This is a genomic window from Priestia flexa NBRC 15715 (genome assembly GCF_001591565.1).
GTDB classification, from domain to species: Bacteria; Bacillota; Bacilli; order Bacillales; family Bacillaceae_H; genus Priestia; species Priestia flexa.
The window spans coordinates 1-18,426 of record NZ_BCVD01000076.1 but is presented as its reverse complement, the minus strand read 5'-3'; the positions used below and the strand labels follow the sequence as shown (position 1 = coordinate 18,426).

Genomic DNA, 18,426 nt, shown 5'->3' with positions numbered 1-18,426 from the left:
CTGTTTGGGATGATCCAAAAGGCGTAGCTAAAACCATCGGTAATGAGATAAAAGACTCCTGGAATGAACAGGTCATAAACGGCGATGCAAAAAGCAGAGGCCACTACTTTTCCTACCTAACCGCTAACGTTGCCATGAGCATAGTCGGCACAAAGGGAGCGGACAAGCTCGCAAAAATGACGAAGTTTGAACAACTCAGCGGTGCCGCCACGAAGAAACTGAATGAAGGTGCCGCAGCCATTAACGTGCGTACGCAGTCAGCTCTGCAGAACTTGGGTCTAAATAAGCTGGATAATCGTTTAGCGTATCCAGGTGTTGGATCTGTGAAGGGGCATGGCGGGTATCAGTTTATTGAGCGTGTGGATGGTGGTAATGGGGTTGGGACGAAGGTTAGGGATGAGAGTGGTAAGGGTATAGGAAAAGGGGAACAAGTATTAGATAAGGTCAAAACATATGAACAAGCTAGAAATAAGGTACTAGACCTAGTTGGAGATTTAGGACCAAACTCACAGCCATATACAGGTACTCTTAAGTCAAGTGCTGGATATGGTCAAGTTGTTGGTAGGCAGTCTGCTGACGGAAAAGTAAGATGGAGATTAGATTATGACCCAAATAAGGTGCCGCATATAAATATTGAGGATTTTCGTAATGGTAAAGGGGCTAATGCCCGAAAAATAGCTGTACCGTTTGAGGGTAACGAAAGCACCTTTAAATCTTTATTAAAACATTTGAATAGATAAGGGGACTTTAGATGAGTTTATTTGATGAGTGTATTGAAGCACTAGGTGAGGATGTACATGTCTTTTCTGATAATAATAGAGAGCAAATATTAAGTAATTTTGAAAGTTCATTTCCGTTTAAGTGGGGGCGTATTGAATGGGAGAAAGTGTCTAATAATGCTGAAGTGAATACAGTTGATGAGATAATCTCCTTTTTAGACCAAAACGCGAATGAATACAGTAATGTTGTTTATGTAATTTGGGACGAAGGAACTTTACCTATTATTCAAACTACTTTAGATAAAGTACTTAAAGATATAGATGATGTTACTGCTGTAAGTTTTGATACATGGATATTTTCGCTATCTACAGGATATGTTATTGAAATATTTCATGATGGTGAAGTAAGAGTAGGATTTAAGTAAAATTGATTTAACCTTGATTGGCTTGGGACTGACCCCTGTTTTTGAGACAGGAATCAAAACACCTTTTAAACACGCAGCACCTCCTGGTACAATACATGTATCAATCAAAGGAGGTGTTAGTATGCAACATAAAAAATATTCACTGTATAAAAATGGAGTATACTTACATGATTTTGATACTATGACTGAATGCTCCAAATGGTTAGAGAATATTATAGGAGGCTCTTTGTATCAGGGCTTGAGCAGGATTAGAGATGGAAAATGGATACCTGATGAAAGGTCACAGCTTTTTGGATATGAGGTTAAAACTAATGAAACTGAGGAGAGCTAATTAGGCTCTCCTTTTTCTGTAATAGGATGCTTTTCTAAAACTGACGCAGCTTATCCCTTAAATGAATAATTTCATAGTAAATGAATAATTACATAGTAAATGTAAAAAATATATTTGTTAAAAATAACTAAGGAGATGATACAAATGGCATTAATACCTTATGATCCATTTAGACAATTAACTAACATTAGGAGAGATTTTGACAGATTATTCAATGATTTCCCTTTTCATTTAGACAATGAAATGAATCAATTGGGGAATATAAGAGTGGATGTTCATGAAACAGATAAAGAGGTAGTAGCAACTTGTGACATTCCAGGCTTACAGAGTAAAGAAGATGTAAACATTGATATTGAAAATAATGTATTGAGAATTAGTGGCTCAATTAACAGAACTAATGAGATTAAAGAAGAGAATATGCATAGGAGAGAAAGATACACAGGTAGCTTTCACAGAGCCGTTACACTACCAACTCCTGTTTCTGAGGAAGATATAAAGGCTTCTTATAAGAATGGTGTACTAGAAGTTATCATGCCTAAACAAACTCAAACAAATAAAAAGAGAATTGATGTGGATTTCCATTAAAAATGAGCAGTTTGCTACCTGTAATGAAAGAGTTTGGCAGGGATTACTTGCAGGAAGTTGCTGAGGAACAACCTGACCTAGTTGATTTGCTAATTTTAAGCTGCCATTTACCTCAGGGAAAGAAAAAAATTATTTTAAATGAGCTGACTAATAATATTAAAAATTCCTACCAGAGGCTGGGACAAAACGCTCCTAAATAAACTAAAAAAGCCGGTGCAGTTTTACGACGAGTAAAATTGCACTGGCTTTATATTTTTACAATAAAATAAGGACCACTTCTGATAAAATTAAGTTACCACACCAAATCATATCGAAAGAAGGATCCTTATGTTTAAAAATTATAACATGAATCAATTAATTCTACCTTTAGATCTTGAAATAAAACTGCAAAATAATGATAGTGCACTCTCTATTCACCATTTAGTTGAAAGTATCCCACAAGAAGCGCTCGAACCATTCCTTCGAAATACCGGCTGTCCTGCCTATCATCCTCTTTTACAGATAGGGCTACTGCTGAGAAAGTTGCTAGTAAAGTTCTTAATAACTCTAAGAATATCGAAAAAATTCAAAAGTGGCTATCTGACTCAAATAGTAGACCTAAATTACAATTGAAATACCAGGGTAACGGAGAAATAATTGGCAAGAGTGTTTCAAGAAATTCGGAAGTAGTGGAGAATGTAACAAACGCAAAGATTATTCTAAAAAAGAGTAACGATGGTAATTTTATTTTAACAGGATATCCTGTTAAATAGAAAGAAGGGAAAGGTTTATGGATAAAAACTATAATTACTTAGATGAATTTGAAGATTTTTTAGGAGGTACATTTCATCAAGATATTAGTTCTCCTGAGCAAGCCTTAGATGAATTTATAAATGAAGTCAGTAGAGAATGTTTGGTGTCTACAATAAATGATTGTGAAGAATTCTTAAATAATCATTTAACAAAAGAAGAGAAAGAAGAATTTATTCAAAGTAATACAGAAGTTTATTTTCCAGCTATTGAAGTAACTCCTTTACAGTGGCTGTATACATTAGTAGAACAGATGCGAGAAGGATTAAAAACAAAGTAAAGGTACTGGTTCAAAAACTTTATTGATTCAATGCCTTTCAAGGTTTTTACATTAATCTATATTAAAGTTTCGAACAGTAAGGAAACATGTGCTTAGAAATAGAGAACGTAGGATGATAGTTCTCTTTTAATAATAAAAGGTATAGGTATCCAACAGCCAGAAACCAATCAGTATAATCGAAATGTAGCTCATATTGTGCTAGCTGTTTTCAAAATCAGAAACAGGTAGAGTTACTATGAGATGCGACTCTTTAACACGAGCATTAAAAGTATATAGTTATAAAAATGTCTTAATTATTGAATGCAAAAACAGACTAAAGATGATTGGTAGATTAGATACAGTTTATGAAATAAATAATGGTCTAGAAGATCAAGAATAAGACTTCCAATAATATGATGATATTGCGTTTATAGTACAACAAATCTTGTTGTCTCCAACTATGGAAGATGATTTATATAAATGGTTAAAAGAGAGGAATTCATTAATAGAAGTTTCTGCGTATGAAGGCACTCCACTTGCTATTTACTTACCAGACCTTCGAAAAATATGGGGAGAGAAGAAGAGGCAGTAAGGTAATTAATGAATAAACATTGAAAAAATTAAGCACTTAATTGTCTCCTGTAGACGATAAGTGCTTTTTCACGTTCTCATATTCATATAAACTCATTCTTGTTTAATGTTTATATTTAATCAATAAAAGCTAAAGTCAGCTGATTATCACTTAACCTTAGTTTCTCACCTTTTGAAACTTTATCTCCTAAGTACGTTTGGAATTTGGTAAAGCTAGCAAGAATGCTGTCTTTCTTTTCTTGGCTCATTTCGTTTAGCTTATTCTCTACCTTGTTTTCAACTGTTTTCGTATTATTGTTCATTTTCAACTCTCCTCCTAATAAAGTAATGTCATTCTTATAAGTTAAGTCACCTAATTATTGGTATGTAAACCTATTATTGCATTTAAATGTGCTAGATAAGTATTTAGTCATAATAGTTCAATCTTTTACCGAGCCGTTATGCAGCAATTCGCAGCTAAGTAGACTATCTCAAAAGGTATGGTCATATCTTATAGAAAGACAAGCTATGGAGTTGGAGGGATAACGTGACTATTCTAATTATTCATCTAGTGGTATTGGGAATCAGTCTTGCAGCACCATTAGGGCCGATTAAAGTTGAGATGATCAAGCGAGGAATTGCAGGTGGTTTTTGGCCTTCTTGGCTTATCGGTCTGGGAGGAGTTACGGGAGATTTCCTGTTTCTAGTCGTCATTTATTTAGGAGCTGAACATTTATTTCAACATCACTTTGTGGTTGTGTTTACATATTTGTTAGGCGGTTTTTTTCTCATTAAACTCGGAATAAGCAACCTATCGAAACAGCATTCGTTCAAGCAGGAAGATATGACAACCACTTTGGCTCCGTGGTATAAAACATTTTTCGTTGGTTTTTTAATTGCGTTATTAAATCCTTTAAATATTGTATTTTGGTTTGGGGTTTATGGCTCTACCTTACAGGAAATGACGCAGACGATGTCTCATTCTCTTTCTTTTCTCTACAGTTTATTTATTCTAGGGGGAATTATCCTTTGGAATCTGAACGTGGCTTTCACGGTACACTTCGGTCGAAATCTTTTGACAGATAAATTTTTGAAAAATATCTCGGTGGTTGCTGGGGGTGTGTTGATTTTATATGGTGTGCGTTTTATCGTTCGGTTTGGTAAAGAGATTTTAGCGTTTATATAAAGAAGAATAAGCACTTGAAGTCTGAGAAGGCAGTAAGTGCTTTTTTATATGGATAATAAAAAAAAGTAATATTTAACTATAAATGGATTTAAAGAACATATATGATATTTATTTAAATTATTGTAAAAAATGTTTAAAGATGCAATATGATAGAGTGGTTTCATACAGGTTATCATTTCCGATTTATGGATATAACCTTAGATTACTATCTGTAATGTTAAATTTAAAAATCGTATATCCTCAGAAATATGGTCTGAGAGTCTCTACCCAATTCCCGTATAAAGAATTGGACTACGAGTTAAATTTTACTTTATTGGTGTTAAGAATTAATTTAAAAAGAATAATAGTGTGGGTGTACTTTAATAATTAGTACTTATTAGATGGGAGCATTTGATACAAAGCCCCATTCTCTTAAGCTGTTACTTTGTAAGACACTTACACTTTATTTAAGCATAGTTACTTGCGTTTAACATAAGTAATACGTGCGTTCTACAGGAAATAAAATGTCTGATGCTGATAATTCGAAATTTAGCAAAGCAGCTCGAGGGCTTGCTTGAAGAGTTTAGTGATGTAGAGCACCTCTGTGCAGCAATCAGTCGTTGGACATCTCAATTAACAGTAGCAGATATTCAAGCAACTAGTAGTTTTTTAATGGATTTAAATACTAGGAAATCGAGAATAAATACAATGATGGTACTTGCTTACAACCAACATAACAACCCGGAGCCTGAGGATATTTGCTTTTTCATTCCAGGTAAGCAGAATGACTGGGTTCTCGCTAGAAATGAGGACAATCGATTTAATTTAGAGCTTACAAGCAAAGCTTTCTTGAAAACGTTTATTCCTTCCTCTATATTTAAAATAAATGAAACTATTGGATAAGGAGAACGAATAATGTTATTAAATATGAAGCATTCTGGTGATGAAGTTCATATTAAAGGAAGCATGTTATATTATGTAATCCAGTTTATATTTTATATAGGTGGTTTATTTGGAACAGCACTTTTAATCATTGATGGTTTAGGCTTTAATTCAACTTTTTCACTTCAATGGTTAATTGGAGGGATTGTACTGTTTCCAGTTATGGCTTATCTATTCATATGGTATATTCCTGGTATAATTCCTGGGAAAACTATTATTTCATTTGTTCCAGGACCAAACGGTTATTTTAAGACCAAAAAAGGCAATGTGTCATTCAAGAACATACAAAAAGCAGAAGTGCGTCGCAATGGTTTCACCCTGATCAATGTTTTGGTAATTATCACGCATGATAAAAAACAATATCGAATTCCTACCTATAATTTAGTAGATGAAACTGGAATTGATTTAATGATTGACAAGTATGTTTATCCATATATGACGCCTGATGCTCGAAAGGTATGGAATGAGCAAGTGAATTTCGAGAAACTACATGAACTTATCAAATATAAGCGAGAAGATAACATGAATATGTAACATAAATCATTTCACGTAAAAGGCCTTATGCAGTAATATCTCACTACTGAATGGAGTTTTTTATACATTTTTCAGCTTAGGGAAGTTATTGACTATACTCTTTGGCAGAAGATGATTGTTAAGTAGGGAAAAAGTTTTGTTGTATAAACTTTTACTTTGATATACTATTTGGAATGTAGTAGAATAATTCTATTAACAAAGTCAAGCGTGCTTCAAAGCACATTGAGTGATCGACGTTTGGTTTTTGAGGTTTCGAACGCTTAGGCTCGGAGCCTTTTTGTTGTTTGAACGAACGATTGCAGCGCTTGCTTCGTTTAAGAATAGCTTCTTGGTTCTAAACAGTATATCTTACAGGCAGTGTTCCTGTAAGTAAAAAGGAGAAGACGATAAGCATGGAAAATGAGCTTTTCACTTTAGGCGTCGCGATTTCATCAACAGCTATTATTGCGTTATTAAAAATCATTCTTATTGACATTATCTTATCTGGAGATAATGCAGTCGTAATTGCGATGGCTACACGGAATTTACCAAAAGAGCTGCAAAATAAAGCGATTTTTTGGGGAACGTTTGGAGCGGTCGTTCTACGCATCGGGTTTGCGGCAGTTATCGTATACCTACTGAAAATTCCATTTGTGACAATCATCGGCGGCGTGTTGCTTCTGTGGATTGCGTACAAAGTACTGGTGGAAGAAGAAGATAGTTCAAATATTAAGTCTTATAACGGCTTAGGAAAAGCGATTCAAACAATTATTATCGCAGACGCAGTGATGAGTCTTGATAACGTAGTAGCGGTTGCTGGGGCTGCAAATGGTCATATTGGAATGGTTGCCCTTGGAGTATTGATTAGTATTCCAATTATGATTTTTGGTTCAAAAGCTATCGTGAAAGCAATGGACAAGTATCCGTGGATTGCCTACGTTGGAGCTGGAATTTTAGCTTGGACGGCAGCTGAAATGATTTTAAAAGACAAAAGCGTTGGCGAGCTGCTTCACATTCATCACGGGATTGCGACCTATCTGATTCAAGCAGTCGTAGTTGTTCTCATTTTGTTTGCTGGCTACAGCAAGAACAAAAGAATTAAAGAGAAAAACGATAGAGTTAAACAATCAGCATAATACGCAAAAGGGAGCGAGTGGTATTCGCTCTCTTTTTTTAGTATCTGTATCTTTGATAGAATGTAGTACATGGATCAGGAAAGAAGCATCATATGTGAAGACGTAGGAGAAAGGAGAAAGCAGAAAGTAGAAAATAATGGTCATAAACTCTTTCATATTGCGAAGTGCTGCGATTCTTTGTAAAGTTGTACTATAGGAGTGATGAACATGAGTGAACGATGGCTTTCAAAGCAGTTTATCCCCATCTATTTTACTGCGACAGTGCTTGTGTTTTTATTGTTCAAAGTATTAGGTTCTACGTGGCTGCAATCCTTTGTGATTAGCTTGCCATTTTTAATTGCAGGGATGGCTGCGGTTGGTGAAAACCGCGATCGTCGTAAAAACAGCAAATAGATTGCTAGAGCGAGAAGCTGCGCTGTTCGGTATTTAACCAGCGTAGCTTCTACGTATATAAAAGAGTATGAGGTGAAGCGATGTGTATGATGTTGTCATTATTGGAGTAGGCGTAAGCGGGGTGTTTTTAGCGTACACGCTGGCAAGACAAAGCCAAAACGTACTGCTTATTGATAAGGGAAAACAGCTCCATAAAAGGTCATGTCCTCTTGATGAAGGGAAGCTTTGCAGTTGTGACGTGTGCGGAAAATATTACGGTTTTGCAGGACTCGGAAAGTCAGAAGGAAAGTTTAATTACACCAATGATTTTGGCGGAGATTTAGAGCAAAAAGTAGGTCCAGAAGAAGCGCTTCGTCTCATGAAAGAAGTGGACGATGTGCTTTATTCGTTCGGAGGGGATGAAGTCAAGCTGTATTCCACAGTCAATCCAGACCTTGTAAAGAATGCAGAAGTACATGGTCTCCAGCTTCTTTCAACGGAAGTCCGACACTTAGGAACAGCTCGTTCGACTGCTATTTTCCAGCGCATATACGACGTATTGAAGTCACGAATTGACATATGGTTTGAAGTAGACGTCAAGCGCATTGAGAAACAAGAAAATGAGTTTAAAATTGTTTCAAATAAAGGGGATGTACAAGCACGTCGCGTCGTGGTCGCAACAGGTAGGTCAGGGAACGACTGGGTTGAAGAACAATTCTCAGCTCTCGGTGTGAAGAAAGGATCAACTCGCTTAGATTTAGGAATACGTATTGAAATGCACGGTCGCCAGCTCAATCGTTTGTTAGAGCATACGTTTGAAACAAAGCTTTCTTCCGAACATGAAGGCGTCATTTCGTATACATACTGTATGAATCCAAAGGGCCGCATTATTAGAAAGTACCAGGAAGGATTGGTCATGCCAGATGGTCAGAACTATAGAGAAGAAGGAAGCGGTACGGCAAACCTAAACTTTACGCTTTTTACACCGGCGTATTTTAATACGCTGCAAGAAGCGAACACCTATGCGCAAAATGTGATTGGTGAACTAAACGCCGGTGGAGATCAGATTGTCGTGCAGCGCTTGTCCGACTTGCGACGTCAAAAAGCAACCTCCAAGGAAGACATGAGCGGTAATCGGATTCAGCCAACGCTTAGCGCTACCGAGGGGAATTTATTGAACTATGTTCCAACTGATTATATTTCTGCATTAGAAGCCTTTTTGGAAAAGCTCGAAGGATTGCTTGGAGAAAGCATTCACGAAGATACGCTTCTTTATGGAATGGACGGGAAGTTTTATTCGCCGGTTGTGGAAACCAATGAATACTTCGAAACTAATGTGAAAGAGCTGTACGTTATTGGAGATAGCTCTGGCGTTACGCATTCGCTCTCTCAAGCAGCGGCGAGCGGGATGTATGTAGGTGAAGTGTTCAATGAAAAAGTCTTGTGATGGTTTGTTAAGAATCTATTATTCTAGTACGATAAATCTGATATTTGACTATAATAAACAAACGCTCAAAATGCTTTGAGCGTTTGTAGGAAAGAAGTATACGGTTAATGTAAAATGAAAATAGAGATAAGACCCGCAATGAAAATGATGATAAATAAAAATAAGTCTGTATCTATGAAGTCTTTTTTCTTGTTGTGGTTAGTTGGTGTCGGTTTTTTCAATGATTATTGAACCTCTTTCTTATTCTAATTTTTCCTTATGGATATTTTTACTTACCAAATGCTTGAAACACAAAAACAATCGCATAAAGGGGAATAGCAACAATGAGTACTCCAGTCAAGAAATAGCATAAGCTTCGTACGAGAAACTTCATGATGTCATACAGAGAACCAGCAATGTCGTCAATGAACTTCAACATGTCTACCACCTGCTTTTGTTTTTAGTGAAAACGGCATTTTAACACGTAGATGCTGTCGTATTCTTTTAGCTCTTTTTCGTGAGCTTTTGGATTTTTTAAATAGTTTAGCTGAATGCTTGATATGGAATCTTCAGAAGAATAAGCCATGTAGCCTAGTGGCATGTCTCCATCAATTTTTTGTACGTCTTGATAAAAGCCTTCCCACGTGCCAGCTAAGTTCTCTTTTTCTTCAATGTTCCTTTTTTCTGTGAAGCTTAACCCAGCGCTGCCCGTTTGATTTCCAACCTTTAAGTTAAACATAGTAATGACTTCTTCTCCGTCTTCATCTTCCGGATAAATATCGCTAGAAGTGAAAATAATCAGTCCTTCTTTGTCCACTTCTGTAGATAACTCATTTAGCTTTTCTACAAATAGCCCCTTTTCATACTTTTCAACCCAAACGTCGACTTCTTTCTTCTTGCTACCAGAGTCATATTCAAAGACAAACGCTTGATTAGTATTAATCAGCATATCCTCTCTTGCCGTTAGAGAATGCGTGACGTTTTTAATTGTTTCGTTTTTTAAGGTTGGTCCTTTGCTACTAGTAACTTGGTCAGAGCTGTTTGAAAAAAACATTGTCATGAAGCCTCCAACCGCTAATAGGAAAAGAACTAATAAAAAAGCGATTTTTCCTTTTGACATGGTTTGTACCCTCCTTTTTAATCAATGCTGTTTCACTATATGTAGAGACTTCTTCATATTATTCATGACGTTCATGAGAGCTGTGAGAGATGCGTGCGCATTTATCAGATGAACGTCTAATGAGTGATCTCCATCTTTTATGACGTCAATTTGAAAATTTGTCATGTGAAGCTGTTGAAGCTTTTGCTTGTCGTAGTGAACATCTTGGTCTCCGATCACAAGTAGCCCCTGGTGCCTGCTTTTTTGAAGGCTTGTAAACAGCTCAGGAAAGTTTAGCAGAGGAGTCAAGAGGAGCATTGTCGCACCTGCAAAGCGGTCTTGCTTCATGAAGTTGTGAAGGATTGGAACGGTCCCCAGCGACTTTCCTATAAAAATGATTTCTTCATATGAATATGTCTCTAAAATATGCATCAAGATAGGTTCGATATCTTTCATCATCGTATCAGCAACGATTTGAAGCGACTGCTTTAAAAAGTCGCGGTTGTAGCTGTAGTGAACGTGTACAACATCAATCCCTTCTTCAAGCATGAGCATCGTAGAATAGTAGAATAGAGGTTTCTCATAGTGATAGCCAAGACCTGAAAGCATAATACATACTTTTTTTGAACCACGGTGAATGTGGGTATAAGGAACAGAGTGATAGGGAAGTGTTTGTTTCATCGATTACTCTCCTTAGTTAATTTTTACTATTTTAACATTTATTTCATTATTTTTGAAGAGGTTATATATTTGCATAGTATTTTAGTTCATATTCCAATATTTCATAGTGCTCTAAAGCTATTGTTTATTGTCAGAAAGTTATGATATTATAAGAATCAAGTGAAGGAAAAACTTCATTGATGAATAAATATGAAGTTTTGAGTGCGAAGGAGGATGGAATGAACCAGTCATACGTAAAAAAGATGAAAAATGACATTTATAAAACTTATGAACATCTGCATACATATCCAGAATCAAGCAGTGAGGAAAAAGAAACGTCAGCTTATATTCAAAAGAAGCTAGAGGATGCTGGATACAGCGTTCGCACATTCTCAGAACATTACGGATTAACTGCTGAGCTTCAAGGTGCTTCTTCCGAAGTGGTAGCGTTCCGAGCTGATTTAGATGCGGTCGTGCAGTGGATGGACGGAGAGCTAAAAGCCAATCACTCGTGCGGGCACGATGCTCATAGCACCATGCTTTTGTACACGGCTCTTGCGCTTAAGAAAATGAATATCAAGCCTCAAAAAACGATTCGCTTTTTGTTTCAACCATCAGAAGAAACCGGGGCGGGAGCGAAGCAAATGATTGAATCAGGGTGCTTGCAAAACGTGACGGAGCTGTATGGCATGCACGTAAGACCTGAGTGGGAAGTAGAGGATAAGAAAGCATCTCCCGTTATTTTACACGGCTCAGCCTGTGCAGTTCATGGCATCGTTCACGGTGTACAAGCTCATGCGTCACGACCCGAATTTGGTAAAAATGCGATTGAAATCGCAGCGGACCTTGTACAGATGCTAAGAGGTTTACGCTTAACAAAAACGAATGATTATTCAGTCAAAATGACGAAGCTGCAAGCTGGAGGAGATAGCACAAATGTAATTCCTGATGAAGCTGTGTTTGCTTTGGATTTGCGAGCCAATACAAATGAAGCGATGGATGAATTGAAATCGCGAGTGGAGCACATCCTCTCTCACCTGACTTCAATACATGAAGTAGCAATCGATTATCATTTTGAAGGACGTACATACGCTGCGGTTCCAAACGTTCATACCATTCAAATTGCGACACAGGCCATTCAGTCTGTACTAGGTGACGATGGATTAGTATCTGTCTGCGAAACGAAAGGTGCTGAAGACTTTCACGTGTACACGAAAGAAACGGGCGTTGCTTCGACGATGATCGGTCTTGGGTGTGGATTAAAGCATGGCCTTCATCATCCTGACATGATGTTTAATAAAGAAGCGCTGCTAACCGGAACAAACATTTATCTAACTCTTGCTCTTTTGGCCTCAAAAGCAGAGGTGCAGGGAGAATGAGTGCGCAGCGATTTGAACAGGTAGTAAAAGAAGCGTTTCCTCATTTATCATCAGGGCAAAAGAAGGTTGCTCAGTATTTACTGGATTCCCTTCAAGAAGCGTCGTTTCAAACGGCAGCAGAAATTGGTCGCGCCTCGGGAGTCAGCGAAACGACAGTTATTCGCCTTTCATACTCTCTTGGCTTTCAAAGCTTTTCACAAATGCACGATGCGATTCAGCAGCGCGTAATGGGACACGAAAAAACAGTTAAAAAAGAAGAGAATCAAAACGTTCTTAAGCGCGTGTTAGAAAGCGAACTGAACATCATCTGCCGCTTGGAAAATGAGGAGAACACTCAGAGAATTTGGGAAGTGGTAGACAGACTGATTCACGCAGATCAAGTACTGGTTGCCGGATACCGAACTTCATACGGAGCAGCACACTGGTTTTCAATGATGCTTTCGACGCTTCGGGAACGCGTGCGGTTAGTCAATCAGCCGGGAGATATTCAAGAAAGTCTTTGCGATTTAACACCCGAGTCAGTCATTGTTGTCCTGTCGTTTCCCCGCTATGCAAAGGAAGCGACAAAGCTTGCGGCTTACGCTAAGAAAGTTGGGGTAACGGTAATTGCCGTTACCGATCGTATTTTATCGCCGGTTGGTGAGCTAGCTGACATTACGCTTTTAACAGAGACAAACGTCCAGTCAGGTTGCAACTCAATCGCCCCGGTCATTACGCTTTTGGACTTAGTGCTCACCGCATATCAAGAAAAAAATCCCGCTGGCGTTCAACAGCGTCAGCAAAAGCTTGAGAGCTTATATACACATCAAGATACATACATGGAATAAGCGAGGAGATAATATGACGAATTTACATATGGACGAGCTCGTCATTCGGCGGGTGGAGCATCCAGACGAACTGCGAAAAGTAGGGAATTTAGAGCGAACAATCTGGAAGGGAGAAGATCCGGTTCCAGTTGAAATGATGGTCGCAACGATTCGAAACGGAGGGCTGGTGTTAGGAGCTTTTCTTGAAGACAAGCTCATTGGGTTTCAGTATTCATTTCCAGGCTTTGACGGCAAGCAATCCTATCTATGCTCTCACAGCTTGGGCATTTTAAAAGAATATCGTAGCTATGGTATTGGGCAAAAGCTGAAGTGGGTGCAGCGACAAGAAGCAAAGAAGCTAGGTTATGAGCTGCTTGCATGGACATATGATCCGCTTGAAACAGCAAATGCTAACTTGAATTTGCGAAAGCTCGGCGGAATTGGAGCAGCCTATAAAGAAAATTACTACGGTGAACTAAACGACATTCTAAATGCAGGAATACCGTCGGACCGCTTTGTGGTGCATTGGTGGATTCAAAGCGACCGCGTGCAGAAACGAGAAGAAAAGGAATACGCGGAATGGAGCGTTAAGGAAGACAATATTCTATTAAACTATGTGCTAAATAATCAAGAGTTACCAACTCCTGCACCTATGAACTCTACATTAATGCATGACGTGTTATTCGTAGCGGTGCCCGCTCGCTATCAAGAGGTAAAGGCAAAAAATCAAGACCTGGCGCTACAGTGGCGCTTAAAAACAAGGGAAGCATTGAGCAAAGCTCTAGACTGTGGCTATGAAGTCACGGACTTTGTGAAAACAAACGGAGATATTCATTACTACGTAGTGACAAAAAAATAAGGTAGGGGGAAACGAGATGGAGATTCAGCACATTATTTTGCGCCACGTGAAAATGGAGCTTTTAGAACCATTCACAACGAGCATCTTCACCGAAACGCATAAAGAATTTATCCTAGTAGAAATCCTAGGAAAAAACGGCTTATCGGGGTGGGCAGAGTCTGTTGCTTCACCAGAGCCTTACTATAAAGAAGAAACGCTCAAAACAAATTGGCACATCATGGAGGATTATTTAATTCCGCTTTTACTTCAACATCCTGTGTCCCACCCGAGCGAACTTCAGAAGTTGTTTGAACCGATTCGGGGCAACTCCATGGCGAAAGCAGCGCTTGAAGGGGCAATGTGGGACTTATACGCAAGAAGCAACAACGAGCCGCTTTGGAAAGCACTTGGCGGGACGAAAAAAACCATTGATGTTGGGGTTAGTTTAGGGATTAAAGATTCAGAGTATGAGCTATTAAAAGCGGTGGAAAAAAACTGTGAAGAAGGATATAAGCGAATTAAGCTAAAGGTAAAGCCAGGCTGGGATCTCGATATTTTAAAAGCAGTTCGCACGCGCTTCCCGGATATTTCTTTGATGGCAGATGCGAACTCAGCGTATACGCTAGGTGACATTGATCACTTAAAAGCGTTTGATGAATTTAACCTCATGATGATTGAGCAGCCGCTCGCTTATGACGATATCATTGACCATGCGAAGCTGCAGCGCGAGCTTCAAACGCCGCTTTGCTTAGATGAAAGCATTTATACGCTTGATGATGCAAGGCATGCGATTGAGTTAGGAAGCTGTAAAATTATTAATATTAAAATTGGCCGCGTTGGTGGACTCTATGAATCGAAGCAGATTCATGATCTTTGTAAAGAGCACGGCATACCTGTCTGGTGTGGAGGGATGCTGGAAGCTGGTGTAGGGCGTGCTCATAACGTTGCCATTACGACGCTCGATAACTTTACGCTTCCTGGGGACACGTCAGCCTCTTCTCGCTATTTTTCAAGCGATATCACAGACCCTGCGATTACAGTTGAAAATGGAGTGATTACCGTACCAACCACACCGGGGGTTGGCTTTGAACCAAACCGCAAGCGAATTGAAGAGCGTACGCACTACAGCAAGCTTTATAAACTTTGAGGGATATAGACTTTAAGGGGGGAGGGAGCGCCAGTGAGTAGCGTTCCAGCAAAGAAGGTACAGGATAAGGGGTATAGTAGAGGAGATTATGTTCGATTTATTGTTCCATCCGTATTAGGAATTTTATTGTTTATGATTCCCATTCCGATGGAAGATGGAACGACCGTTTTCGTCGCGTTTGTTGCAAACTGGCTTGGTGATGTATTTGCATCAACAATTCCAATGATTGCTGCTGTTTTAATGGGAATTACGTTTATTGGAACATGCGTTGCCAAGTGGGGAAAACCTGACTTTATCATGAACTCACCGTTTTTAAAGAATTTGTTTGATGTCAGCATCCCGTTTTTTTTAGCACGTACGCTGGGCTTCTTACTTGCAGCAATGGTTGTGTTAGGCATAGGCCCCGCTTTTATTACGTCTGACGACACGGGAGGCTTTTTATTAACGGGTCTTGTGCCAGTGCTGCTGACAACATTCTTACTTGCTGGCTTTTTCTTACCGCTTCTTTTGGATTTTGGTTTACTTGATTTATGTGGCGTCTTGTTTGCTAAGCTGATGCGTCCACTTTTTAAACTTCCAGGACGTTCTTCCATGGACTGTTTAGCATCTTGGATTGGTGACGGGACAATTGGTGTGTTCCTAACGAGCAAGCAGTATGAAGACGGGCATTATACAGAGCGAGAAGCAGCGATTATTAGCACAACGTTCTCGGTTGTATCTATTACGTTTTCAATCGTCGTAATCACCGAGATTGGCCTTGCCCACATGTTCGTTCCGTATTATTTAACGATTGTTGCTGTAGGGTTGGTGCTAGCGTTTATCATGCCGCGCATTCCACCATTATCTCTCAAGAAAAATACGTATTTTAAAGAAATTGAGCGTGAAGACGAATCGTTTATTCCAAAAGGTCAAACGCCGTTTCAGTGGGGAACTGAAAAAGCGATTGAGCAAGCGCGTAAAAACGGAAGCGTGTCTACGTTTTTTAGAAACGGTACAAAAAACGTATTGGATATGTGGCTAGCGGTTATTCCAGTTGTCATGACAATCGGGACCATTTCGGTTATCGTAGCAGAATACACCCCGTTTTTTGAATGGATAGGAAAGCCGTTCGTGCCGCTGTTAGGGCTGATGGGGGTACCGGAAGCAGCTGATGCATCCGTGTCCATTTTAGTTGGCTTTGCAGATATGTTTTTACCAGCGATTCTAAGCAGTGGAATTGAAAGTGAAATGACACGCTTTATCATCGCATGTTTATCGGTAACGCAGCTTGTGTACATGTCTGAGGTTGGAGGATTAATTCTGGGATCTAAGCTTCCGATTCGTTTTAAAGATCTTGTGCTCGTTTTTATCCTTCGCACAGCAATTGCTCTTCCGCTTATCGTGCTGATCGCACACTTCATATTCTAATAACGGCTAGCCTGCTTCTGGAAGCAGGCTAGCTTTTTTTAGCTTGTTTTTGTTAAAAATAAGCTATTCACTTCTTTTGGCCTTTCGTGCTGAGGGGCAGATTCAGCGGCTTTTTTACGCTTTCTTCAAACGGATAGAATTCTGCAGCTCGGTATTTGTTTTTGTAATTAAATAGATATAGTCTTTAAACAATTAAGAATTCTAGAAGGTTATCGAATAAGAGATAAGTAGACAACGCTGGACCATTGATTCATTTTGCTAGGGCTTCAGATGTGTTTATGGAAAATACTATTCTTTTTTCTATAATAATCCTGCTATTTTAAAATTGGGAGGTGTGCTTCCTCCTAGACAATTGAAGATAGGGGAGAACGGTATGAGGCGTTTGTTCATGTTGATGATGGTTTTCTGGCTTGTTGTTCCGCTGGGTGCGCAGGCAGGAGGATTCGGAGGGAAAGATGATCCGTCTGGCGTACCTGGCCAATGGTACGTAGGAAATACACCTGCTTCTGTGGATCCAGCTAAACCTGTCGTTGTATTTGTTCATGGTTTTAACAGCTCTTCAAACACATGGTGGGAAGGCAATGGTATGTACAATACCGCTTATCAAAATGGCTATCAAACTGCTTTTATTGATGTGCATCCGGATAAAAACATGTGGACAAACGGTCCGGTTTTGAAACAAAAGTTTGAAGAAATCTATCGTCACTTTGGGAACAAAAAGCTCGTTGTGGTTGCGCATAGTAAAGGCGGCATTGATACGCAAAATGCCCTCGTACACCAAGGCGCATATCCTTACGTATCCAACTTGATTACACTATCAAGTCCACACCATGGATCTCAGCTGGCAGACCTAGCCTACAGCAGCTGGACAAGCTGGTTGACAGGTATTCTCGGCAGTCAAAACGATGCAACGTACTCTCTTCAAACAGGTTATATGAAGAATTACCGTGCCCAAACGGATTCACACGCTAATCGCTTGAAAAATCCAATTTATACGTTTGGTGGAACGAGCTGGGGAAGCTTTGGTTCAGCGCTTTATTTTGGGGGCGTTTATTTGAACTCCTACGGCTCTAACGACGGAGCTGTAACGGTGACAAGTTCTCGTTTACCGTATGGTCGTGAAGTTCGCGTGGGTTCATGGGATCATTCAACTGTTAAATCAAGCGCTACCTTCAATTTGTTTAAACCATACTTAACGACGACCCAAGCACTTTCCGCTTCAAAAATCAGCGCATTAGAAGCCGTGCAGCATGAAGAAAGCAGCAACATTTACCGAGGTGGAGAATTTACAAGCTCTGCTGTACAAGAGTTTACGGTAGAAGAAAGCGCAACAAAGATTGAAGTAGACTGGCTTAGCGAGCAAAAAATGAATGATATTGAGCTTGTTAGCCCAACTGGAAAGGTGTACAAAAAAGCGGTTCGCACCATTGACGAAGGTGTCTTTAAAGGTGCTCATCATCACATGTTCCAAGTATCATCTCCTGAAGCAGGAAAGTGGAAAGTACAAGCAAAGCACAAAAAATCAGCGTACTTTTTAAACGTAAGTGTAAAAAGTAGCTTAAACGATGACATTGAACTTCAAAACGTAACTCCTTCTTCTGTCGACGTAGTTCATTCAGGTGACGTGGCAAAAGCAGACGCAACTCTAAACATTAAGAAAAATGGGAAAGTCGTAAAGAAACAGCAAAAAGATATGAAAAAAAATCAGCAGTTCAACGCTTCCTTTGCTGAAGAAGGCGTCTACAACATCACTGCGGACATCAAAGGTCAAACAAAAGACGGAAAGCCGTTTGAGCGTACCATTGTGAAATCAATTTATGTAGATGCTAAAGGGAAGATTTTTCAATAAGAAAAGAAG

The 18,426-nt window shown here is 39.1% G+C and carries 22 protein-coding genes, 3 pseudogenes and 1 riboswitch; of the genes and pseudogenes, 21 read left to right on the top strand and 4 right to left on the bottom strand.

What is annotated here, in order from left to right; all coding sequences use genetic code 11:
* Positions 1-407: 407 nt before the first annotated feature.
* The 9 genes and pseudogenes from BFL01S_RS21460 to BFL01S_RS21520 form a co-directional block, all read left to right on the top strand.
* Positions 408-740: pseudogene (locus BFL01S_RS21460) on the top strand (T7SS effector LXG polymorphic toxin); the annotation flags it as partial.
* An 11-nt stretch (positions 741-751) separates the two neighbouring features.
* Positions 752-1,144: a CDI toxin immunity protein gene (locus tag BFL01S_RS13085; RefSeq protein WP_061785934.1), complete on the top strand. Its 393-nt coding sequence runs from the start codon at positions 752-754 to the stop codon at positions 1,142-1,144.
* Between the two features lie 121 nt (positions 1,145-1,265).
* Positions 1,266-1,475, top strand: coding sequence for a hypothetical protein (locus tag BFL01S_RS13080; RefSeq protein ID WP_061785933.1), 210 nt, complete (start codon positions 1,266-1,268; stop codon positions 1,473-1,475).
* Positions 1,476-1,619: 144 nt separating this feature from the next.
* Positions 1,620-2,060 carry an Hsp20/alpha crystallin family protein gene (locus BFL01S_RS13075; RefSeq protein ID WP_061785932.1) on the top strand — a complete coding sequence of 147 codons (441 nt, stop codon included), beginning with the start codon at positions 1,620-1,622 and terminating at the stop codon, positions 2,058-2,060.
* A 2-nt stretch (positions 2,061-2,062) separates the two neighbouring features.
* A complete protein-coding gene (locus tag BFL01S_RS13070; protein WP_061785931.1) occupies positions 2,063-2,260 on the top strand; it encodes a hypothetical protein in 198 nt (65 codons plus the stop codon).
* Positions 2,261-2,387: 127 nt separating this feature from the next.
* Positions 2,388-2,576 (top strand): annotated as a pseudogene (locus tag BFL01S_RS21455) (transposase); the annotation flags it as partial.
* Complete coding sequence (locus BFL01S_RS20765; RefSeq protein WP_078990061.1) at positions 2,516-2,812, top strand: RNase A-like domain-containing protein; 297 nt, start codon at positions 2,516-2,518, stop codon at positions 2,810-2,812. The pseudogene BFL01S_RS21455 and the gene BFL01S_RS20765, both read left to right, overlap by 61 nt.
* Positions 2,813-2,829: 17 nt before the next feature.
* Positions 2,830-3,129 (top strand): contact-dependent growth inhibition system immunity protein, encoded by a 300-nt coding sequence (locus BFL01S_RS13060; RefSeq protein WP_061785929.1) that lies wholly within the window; start codon positions 2,830-2,832, stop codon positions 3,127-3,129.
* A gap of 235 nt (positions 3,130-3,364) precedes the next feature.
* Positions 3,365-3,700 (top strand): annotated as a pseudogene (locus BFL01S_RS21520) (YxxD family cognate immunity protein YxxD).
* 115 nt (positions 3,701-3,815) lie between these two features.
* Here the strand turns inward: BFL01S_RS21520 and BFL01S_RS13055 are convergent.
* On the bottom strand, positions 3,816-4,001 hold the full coding sequence (locus BFL01S_RS13055; RefSeq protein ID WP_061785928.1) for a hypothetical protein: 186 nt from the start codon (positions 3,999-4,001) through the stop codon (positions 3,816-3,818).
* 224 nt (positions 4,002-4,225) lie between these two features.
* Between BFL01S_RS13055 and BFL01S_RS13050 the strand changes: the two genes are divergently transcribed.
* The 6 genes from BFL01S_RS13050 to BFL01S_RS13025 all read left to right on the top strand — a co-directional run bounded on the left by BFL01S_RS13050 (position 4,226) and on the right by BFL01S_RS13025 (position 9,253).
* On the top strand, positions 4,226-4,864 hold the full coding sequence (locus BFL01S_RS13050; protein ID WP_061785927.1) for a LysE family transporter: 639 nt from the start codon (positions 4,226-4,228) through the stop codon (positions 4,862-4,864).
* A 210-nt stretch (positions 4,865-5,074) separates the two neighbouring features.
* Positions 5,075-5,178, top strand: a riboswitch (purine riboswitch).
* 196 nt (positions 5,179-5,374) lie between these two features.
* A complete protein-coding gene (locus tag BFL01S_RS13045; protein WP_061785926.1) occupies positions 5,375-5,746 on the top strand; it encodes a YfjC family protein in 372 nt (123 codons plus the stop codon).
* Positions 5,747-5,758: 12 nt separating this feature from the next.
* On the top strand, positions 5,759-6,319 hold the full coding sequence (locus BFL01S_RS13040; RefSeq protein ID WP_061785925.1) for a DUF5381 family protein: 561 nt from the start codon (positions 5,759-5,761) through the stop codon (positions 6,317-6,319).
* Between the two features lie 392 nt (positions 6,320-6,711).
* Positions 6,712-7,434 (top strand): TerC family protein, encoded by a 723-nt coding sequence (locus BFL01S_RS13035; protein ID WP_061785924.1) that lies wholly within the window; start codon positions 6,712-6,714, stop codon positions 7,432-7,434.
* Between the two features lie 207 nt (positions 7,435-7,641).
* Complete coding sequence (locus tag BFL01S_RS13030) at positions 7,642-7,827, top strand: hypothetical protein (RefSeq protein ID WP_061785923.1); 186 nt, start codon at positions 7,642-7,644, stop codon at positions 7,825-7,827.
* Positions 7,828-7,909: 82 nt separating this feature from the next.
* On the top strand, positions 7,910-9,253 hold the full coding sequence (locus BFL01S_RS13025) for an NAD(P)/FAD-dependent oxidoreductase (protein WP_061785922.1): 1,344 nt from the start codon (positions 7,910-7,912) through the stop codon (positions 9,251-9,253).
* A gap of 268 nt (positions 9,254-9,521) precedes the next feature.
* Here the strand turns inward: BFL01S_RS13025 and BFL01S_RS20760 are convergent, their stop codons facing one another.
* The 3 genes from BFL01S_RS20760 to BFL01S_RS13015 are packed head-to-tail and all read right to left on the bottom strand — an operon-like array spanning position 9,522 to position 11,012.
* Positions 9,522-9,671: a hypothetical protein gene (locus BFL01S_RS20760; protein ID WP_167556160.1), complete on the bottom strand. Its 150-nt coding sequence runs from the start codon at positions 9,669-9,671 to the stop codon at positions 9,522-9,524.
* Positions 9,672-9,692: 21 nt separating this feature from the next.
* Positions 9,693-10,352, bottom strand: coding sequence for a YgaN family protein (locus BFL01S_RS13020; protein ID WP_061785921.1), 660 nt, complete (start codon positions 10,350-10,352; stop codon positions 9,693-9,695).
* 21 nt (positions 10,353-10,373) lie between these two features.
* Positions 10,374-11,012, bottom strand: a complete 639-nt coding sequence (locus tag BFL01S_RS13015; protein ID WP_061785920.1) for an alpha/beta family hydrolase — start codon at positions 11,010-11,012, stop codon at positions 10,374-10,376.
* Between the two features lie 218 nt (positions 11,013-11,230).
* On the opposite strand from BFL01S_RS13015, the gene BFL01S_RS13010 reads away from it, so the two are divergent.
* From BFL01S_RS13010 to BFL01S_RS12985, 6 genes are all read left to right on the top strand, one after another.
* Positions 11,231-12,370, top strand: coding sequence for an amidohydrolase (locus BFL01S_RS13010; protein ID WP_061785919.1), 1,140 nt, complete (start codon positions 11,231-11,233; stop codon positions 12,368-12,370).
* A complete protein-coding gene (locus BFL01S_RS13005; protein ID WP_061785918.1) occupies positions 12,367-13,197 on the top strand; it encodes a MurR/RpiR family transcriptional regulator in 831 nt (276 codons plus the stop codon). The genes BFL01S_RS13010 and BFL01S_RS13005 overlap by 4 nt, the downstream gene beginning before the upstream one ends.
* A 13-nt stretch (positions 13,198-13,210) precedes the next feature.
* Positions 13,211-14,035 (top strand): hypothetical protein, encoded by an 825-nt coding sequence (locus tag BFL01S_RS13000; RefSeq protein ID WP_061785917.1) that lies wholly within the window; start codon positions 13,211-13,213, stop codon positions 14,033-14,035.
* Between the two features lie 16 nt (positions 14,036-14,051).
* Positions 14,052-15,161, top strand: coding sequence for an o-succinylbenzoate synthase (menC, locus tag BFL01S_RS12995; protein WP_061785916.1), 1,110 nt, complete (start codon positions 14,052-14,054; stop codon positions 15,159-15,161).
* 33 nt (positions 15,162-15,194) lie between these two features.
* On the top strand, positions 15,195-16,568 hold the full coding sequence (locus BFL01S_RS12990; RefSeq protein ID WP_061785915.1) for a YjiH family protein: 1,374 nt from the start codon (positions 15,195-15,197) through the stop codon (positions 16,566-16,568).
* 373 nt (positions 16,569-16,941) lie between these two features.
* On the top strand, positions 16,942-18,417 hold the full coding sequence (locus tag BFL01S_RS12985; protein WP_156474926.1) for an esterase/lipase family protein: 1,476 nt from the start codon (positions 16,942-16,944) through the stop codon (positions 18,415-18,417).
* Positions 18,418-18,426: the final 9 nt, after the last annotated feature.

Bases quoted from the DNA above. Each gene is read 5' to 3' on its own strand.
- BFL01S_RS13085 (WP_061785934.1), top strand. From the start codon at position 752: ATGAGTTTATTTGATGAGTGTATTGAAGCACTAGGTGAGGATGTACAT.
- BFL01S_RS13080 (WP_061785933.1), top strand. From the start codon at position 1,266: ATGCAACATAAAAAATATTCACTGTATAAAAATGGAGTATACTTACAT.
- BFL01S_RS13075 (WP_061785932.1), top strand. From the start codon at position 1,620: ATGGCATTAATACCTTATGATCCATTTAGACAATTAACTAACATTAGG.
- BFL01S_RS13070 (WP_061785931.1), top strand. From the start codon at position 2,063: ATGAGCAGTTTGCTACCTGTAATGAAAGAGTTTGGCAGGGATTACTTG.
- BFL01S_RS13060 (WP_061785929.1), top strand. From the start codon at position 2,830: ATGGATAAAAACTATAATTACTTAGATGAATTTGAAGATTTTTTAGGA.
- BFL01S_RS13055 (WP_061785928.1), bottom strand. From the start codon at position 4,001: ATGAACAATAATACGAAAACAGTTGAAAACAAGGTAGAGAATAAGCTA.
- BFL01S_RS13045 (WP_061785926.1), top strand. From the start codon at position 5,375: ATGCTGATAATTCGAAATTTAGCAAAGCAGCTCGAGGGCTTGCTTGAA.
- BFL01S_RS13040 (WP_061785925.1), top strand. From the start codon at position 5,759: ATGTTATTAAATATGAAGCATTCTGGTGATGAAGTTCATATTAAAGGA.
- BFL01S_RS13035 (WP_061785924.1), top strand. From the start codon at position 6,712: ATGGAAAATGAGCTTTTCACTTTAGGCGTCGCGATTTCATCAACAGCT.
- BFL01S_RS13030 (WP_061785923.1), top strand. From the start codon at position 7,642: ATGAGTGAACGATGGCTTTCAAAGCAGTTTATCCCCATCTATTTTACT.
- BFL01S_RS20760 (WP_167556160.1), bottom strand. From the start codon at position 9,671: ATGTTGAAGTTCATTGACGACATTGCTGGTTCTCTGTATGACATCATG.
- BFL01S_RS13020 (WP_061785921.1), bottom strand. From the start codon at position 10,352: ATGTCAAAAGGAAAAATCGCTTTTTTATTAGTTCTTTTCCTATTAGCG.
- BFL01S_RS13015 (WP_061785920.1), bottom strand. From the start codon at position 11,012: ATGAAACAAACACTTCCCTATCACTCTGTTCCTTATACCCACATTCAC.
- BFL01S_RS13010 (WP_061785919.1), top strand. From the start codon at position 11,231: ATGAACCAGTCATACGTAAAAAAGATGAAAAATGACATTTATAAAACT.
- BFL01S_RS13005 (WP_061785918.1), top strand. From the start codon at position 12,367: ATGAGTGCGCAGCGATTTGAACAGGTAGTAAAAGAAGCGTTTCCTCAT.
- BFL01S_RS13000 (WP_061785917.1), top strand. From the start codon at position 13,211: ATGACGAATTTACATATGGACGAGCTCGTCATTCGGCGGGTGGAGCAT.
- menC (WP_061785916.1), top strand. From the start codon at position 14,052: ATGGAGATTCAGCACATTATTTTGCGCCACGTGAAAATGGAGCTTTTA.
- BFL01S_RS12985 (WP_156474926.1), top strand. From the start codon at position 16,942: ATGAGGCGTTTGTTCATGTTGATGATGGTTTTCTGGCTTGTTGTTCCG.